The organism is Altibacter sp. HG106 (assembly GCF_028561755.1).
GTDB lineage: Bacteria > Bacteroidota > Bacteroidia > Flavobacteriales > Flavobacteriaceae > DFVG01.
Window position 1 is genome coordinate 1 of the sequence record NZ_JAQQTD010000015.1, and the last position, 5,513, is coordinate 5,513.

The window sequence follows — 5,513 nt, forward strand, 5'->3', positions numbered from 1 at the left end:
GCGAAGGAATAGAAAAGTTCATTGAGATATTGAAATTGACAGCGTATTTGTTTTAGATCGATTATGATTTGAGACTTATATAGAAAAGAAGAACCAAGCAATACCTGAGAATATCTTTTGAGGGCTTTTGATTGTATATATCGAGATTTATTTAAGATTATACGATGAAGAGTTTGATCCTGGCTCAGGATGAACGCTAGCGGCAGGCTTAACACATGCAAGTCGAGGGGTAACATTGATAGCTTGCTATCAGATGACGACCGGCGCACGGGTGCGTAACGCGTATGCAACCTACCTTCTACTGGGGTATAGCCCGAAGAAATTTGGATTAACCCCCCATGGTCTGTTTTTGTGGCCTCACATTAACAGTAAAGGTTACGGTAGAAGATGGGCATGCGTCCCATTAGTTTGTTGGTGTGGTAACGGCACACCAAGGCTACGATGGGTAGGGGCCCTGAGAGGGGGATCCCCCACACTGGTACTGAGACACGGACCAGACTCCTACGGGAGGCAGCAGTGAGGAATATTGGACAATGGGCGAGAGCCTGATCCAGCCATGCCGCGTGCAGGAAGACTGCCCTATGGGTTGTAAACTGCTTTTTTACGGGAAGAAACCCTCCCTCGTGAGGGGGGCTGACGGTACCGTACGAATAAGCATCGGCTAACTCCGTGCCAGCAGCCGCGGTAATACGGAGGATGCAAGCGTTATCCGGAATCATTGGGTTTAAAGGGTCCGTAGGCGGGCGATTAAGTCAGGGGTGAAAGTCTGCAGCTCAACTGTAGAACTGCCTTTGATACTGGTCGTCTTGAATTATTGTGAAGTGGCTAGAATATGTAGTGTAGCGGTGAAATGCATAGATATTACATAGAATACCAATTGCGAAGGCAGGTCACTAACAATATATTGACGCTGAGGGACGAAAGCGTGGGGAGCGAACAGGATTAGATACCCTGGTAGTCCACGCCGTAAACGATGGATACTAGCTGCTCGACCTTTGGGTTGAGTGGCTAAGCGAAAGTGATAAGTATCCCACCTGGGGAGTACGTTCGCAAGAATGAAACTCAAAGGAATTGACGGGGGCCCGCACAAGCGGTGGAGCATGTGGTTTAATTCGATGATACGCGAGGAACCTTACCAGGGCTTAAATGCAGTTGGACAGGGGTGGAAACACCCCCTTCTTCGGACTAATTGCAAGGTGCTGCATGGTTGTCGTCAGCTCGTGCCGTGAGGTGTCAGGTTAAGTCCTATAACGAGCGCAACCCCTGTGGTTAGTTGCCAGCGAGTAATGTCGGGAACTCTAGCCAGACTGCCGGTGCAAACCGTGAGGAAGGTGGGGATGACGTCAAATCATCACGGCCCTTACGTCCTGGGCTACACACGTGCTACAATGGTAGGTACAGAGAGCAGCCACGTCGCAAGGCGGAGCGAATCTATAAAACCTATCTCAGTTCGGATCGGGGTCTGCAACTCGACCCCGTGAAGCTGGAATCGCTAGTAATCGCATATCAGCCATGATGCGGTGAATACGTTCCCGGGCCTTGTACACACCGCCCGTCAAGCCATGGAAGCTGGGGGTACCTGAAGTCGGTGACCGCAAGGAGCTGCCTAGGGTAAAACTGGTAACTGGGGCTAAGTCGTAACAAGGTAGCCGTACCGGAAGGTGCGGCTGGAACACCTCCTTTCTAGAGAAAGTGATGTTACGATCATATGTCCTTCGATTTATAGGAGGGTATTGCTTGTTCTTTCTGTCGATTTCAAAATATATACTGTTGGAAGGTGGTCGATGCCACCGGTTTTCCGGTGCCAGTACGCCGCCGCTAGAGTCTCATAGCTCAGCTGGTTAGAGCGCTACACTGATAATGTAGAGGTCGGCAGTTCGAGTCTGCCTGAGACTACGATATTACGTTCATTATATATTGAAAGGAAATTCTGGAAGTTGGGTATGTAGTTATGTGACTAACTACTAACTACTCATTACTAACTACTAGTTATGGGGAATTAGCTCAGCTGGCTAGAGCGCCTGCCTTGCACGCAGGAGGTCATCGGTTCGACTCCGATATTCTCCACAGATAAAACTTTTAAAAGAGAGTGTCTGAAAGAAGGAGGAAAAAGAAAGTTTACTTTCTATTTTTCGACGATTTAAGATGTTTTTAAAAGTTTTTCAAGATGTGAGTTTGAGGACGGTTCGCCAAAGGCGGACACTCCGAAAAGCGAGCAACTTGATACGATATTTGGTTTATGACCTTTATAAGTATCCTAAACTGCTTATAGAGTGAGATCAGAAACGTTCATTGACATATTGGGAAAATAAAGAAATACGAGAAAAGCGAAAATGATTATGCACTTAGGTGCATAGTCGACAATTTTTTTTTGAATCAAACTCATTAAGAGCAAAAAAGTACAATAAGCAAAATAAGGGCGCATGGGGGATGCCTAGGCTCTCAGAGGCGATGAAGGACGTGATAAGCTGCGATAAGCTGCGGGGATCGGCACATACGAATCGATCCGCAGATTTCCGAATGGGGCAACCCAGCATGTTGAAGACATGTTATCCAATAGGAGGCGAACCCGGGGAACTGAAACATCTAAGTACCCGGAGGAAGAGAAAACAATAGTGATTGCGCTAGTAGTGGCGAGCGAACGCGCATTAGCCCAAACCAATGTTGTTACGGCAATATTGGGGTTGTAGGACTGCGACATTTGGTGCTTTACGAACCAGAACAAGCTGGAAAGCTTGGCCATAGACGGTGATAGCCCGGTATGGGAAAGGACAGTTACCGATAGCAGTATCCTGAGTAGTGCGGGGCACGTGAAACCCTGTATGAATCTGGCGGGACCATCCGCCAAGGCTAAATACTCCTGAGAGACCGATAGTGAACCAGTACCGTGAGGGAAAGGTGAAAAGAACCCTGAACAAGGGAGTGAAATAGAACCTGAAACCATGCGCTTACAAGCGGTCGGAGCCATTTTATGGTGACGGCGTGCCTTTTGCATAATGAGCCTACGAGTTACTGTTGTTAGCGAGGTTAAGTACTTCAGGTACGGATCCGTAGCGAAAGCGAGTCTGAATAGGGCGTATAGTTAGCAGTAGTAGACGCGAAACCGTGTGATCTACCCTTGGGCAGGTTGAAGCTGTGGTAACACATAGTGGAGGACCGAACCCGTTGACGTTGAAAAGTCTTGGGATGACCTGAGGGTAGGGGTGAAAGGCCAATCAAACTCGGAAATAGCTCGTACTCCCCGAAATGCATTTAGGTGCAGCATCATGATAGTTTTATAGAGGTAGAGCTACTGATTGGGTGCGGGGGCTTCACCGCCTACCAATCCCTGACAAACTCCGAATGCTATAAAATGTTTCATGGTAGTGAGGGCATGGGTGCTAAGGTCCATGTCCGAGAGGGAAAGAACCCAGACCATCAGCTAAGGTCCCAAAATATATGCTAAGTTGAACAAACGAGGTTGGACTGCACAGACAGCTAGGATGTTGGCTTGGAAGCAGCCATTCATTTAAAGAGTGCGTAACAGCTCACTAGTCGAGCGGTCCGGCATGGATGATAATCGGGCATAAGCATATTACCGAAGCTATGGATCCGCCAATAGGCGGATGGTAGGGGAGCATTCTGTTTGCGCTGAAGGTGTACTGTGAGGTATGCTGGAGCGGACAGAAAAGAAAATGTAGGCATAAGTAACGATAATGCGGGCGAGAAACCCGCACACCGAAAGACTAAGGTTTCCTCAGCTATGCTAATCAGCTGAGGGTTAGTCGGGACCTAACGCGGACCCGAAGGGGGAAGTGGATGGCCAACAGGTTAATATTCCTGTACCTGCTCACACTAAACGTGACGGAGGCGAATAATTGGTGCGTACTGACGGAATAGTACGTTGAAGCCAGTGGTAACACGGCGATAGTACACTAAGGCTACGGCTGCGGTGATAATCCAGTGAATCGACTTCCAAGAAAAGCAAGTGAAGCAGCCCGTACCCTAAACCGACACAGGTAGTTGGGATGAGAATTCTAAGGTGCTCGAGAGATTCATGGCTAAGGAACTAGGCAAAATAGACCCGTAACTTCGGGAGAAGGGTCGCCCACAGCAATGTGGGCCGCAGTGAAGAGGTCCAGGCGACTGTTTATCAAAAACACAGGGCTCTGCTAAATCGAAAGATGATGTATAGGGCCTGACACCTGCCCGGTGCCGGAAGGTTAAGGGGAGACGTAAGCTTTGGCGAAGCGTTGAACTGAAGCCCCGGTAAACGGCGGCCGTAACTATAACGGTCCTAAGGTAGCGAAATTCCTTGTCGGGTAAGTTCCGACCTGCACGAATGGTGTAACGATCTGGACACTGTCTCAGCCATGAGCTCGGTGAAATTGTAGTATCGGTGAAGATGCCGGTTACCCGCTGTGGGACGAAAAGACCCCGTGAACCTTTACTATAGCTTAGTATTGACTTTGGACAAGCAATGTGTAGGATAGGTGGGAGACTTTGAAGCAGCATCGCCAGGTGTTGTGGAGTCATTGTTGAAATACCACCCTTTGCTTGTTTAGAGCCTAACCCAGCGATGGGGACAGTGCTTGGTGGGTAGTTTGACTGGGGTGGTCGCCTCCAAAAGAGTAACGGAGGCTTCTAAAGGTTCCCTCAACACGGTTGGCAATCGTGTGTAGAGTGCAATGGCATAAGGGAGCTTGACTGAGAGACCTACAAGTCGATCAGGTACGAAAGTAGAGCATAGTGATCCGGTGGTTCCGCATGGAAGGGCCATCGCTCAAAGGATAAAAGGTACTCCGGGGATAACAGGCTGATCTCCCCCAAGAGCTCACATCGACGGGGGGGTTTGGCACCTCGATGTCGGCTCGTCACATCCTGGGGCTGGAGAAGGTCCCAAGGGTTGGGCTGTTCGCCCATTAAAGTGGCACGCGAGCTGGGTTCAGAACGTCGTGAGACAGTTCGGTCTCTATCTACAGTGGGCGCAAGAAATTTGAGTGGATCTGACTCTAGTACGAGAGGACCGAGTTGGACTGACCGCTGGTGTACCGGTTGTTCCGCCAGGAGCACTGCCGGGTAGCTACGTCGGGAAGGGATAAGCGCTGAAAGCATATAAGCGCGAAACCCACCACAAGATGAGATTTCTTTAAAGGGTCGTGGGAGACTACCACGTTGATAAGCCACAGGTGTAAAGGCAGTAATGTCATAGCCAAGTGGTACTAATAACCCGTAAGCTTATGTACGCGCCGTGCCCCTTCGGGGGCACTGCAACGCTCCTTACATGAGCCGCATTCAAAAAAACACAACAGCTTCGACTCGTAGCTCTTTATTTCCCTATATGTTAATAATATTAGCGTCCCCAATAGCGGGGCCAACAACTTAAGGTGGTTACAGCAACGGGGCTCACCTCTTACCTTTCCGAACAGAGAAGTTAAGCCCGTTAGCGCCGATGATACTGCATCGCGGGAAAGTAGGTCGCCGCCTTCTTTTATAAATAAAACCCAACCATAATCGGTTGGGTTTTTTTATTC

The 5,513-nt window shown here is 49.1% G+C and carries 2 tRNA genes and 3 rRNA genes; all 5 read left to right on the forward strand.

From position 1 onward, the window contains the following. The first annotated feature begins 161 nt into the window (after window positions 1-161). Window positions 162-1,683, forward strand: a 16S ribosomal RNA gene (locus PO830_RS14610). A gap of 139 nt (window positions 1,684-1,822) precedes the next feature. Beyond that, window positions 1,823-1,896, forward strand: a tRNA-Ile gene (locus PO830_RS14615). A 97-nt stretch (window positions 1,897-1,993) separates the two neighbouring features. Continuing rightward, a tRNA-Ala gene (locus tag PO830_RS14620) sits at window positions 1,994-2,067 on the forward strand. A 335-nt stretch (window positions 2,068-2,402) separates the two neighbouring features. Further along, a 23S ribosomal RNA gene (locus tag PO830_RS14625) occupies window positions 2,403-5,225 on the forward strand. A 137-nt stretch (window positions 5,226-5,362) separates the two neighbouring features. After that, window positions 5,363-5,469, forward strand: a 5S ribosomal RNA gene (gene rrf, locus PO830_RS14630). Together the 16S, 23S and 5S rRNA genes with 2 tRNA genes alongside form the textbook arrangement of a ribosomal RNA operon. Window positions 5,470-5,513: the final 44 nt, after the last annotated feature.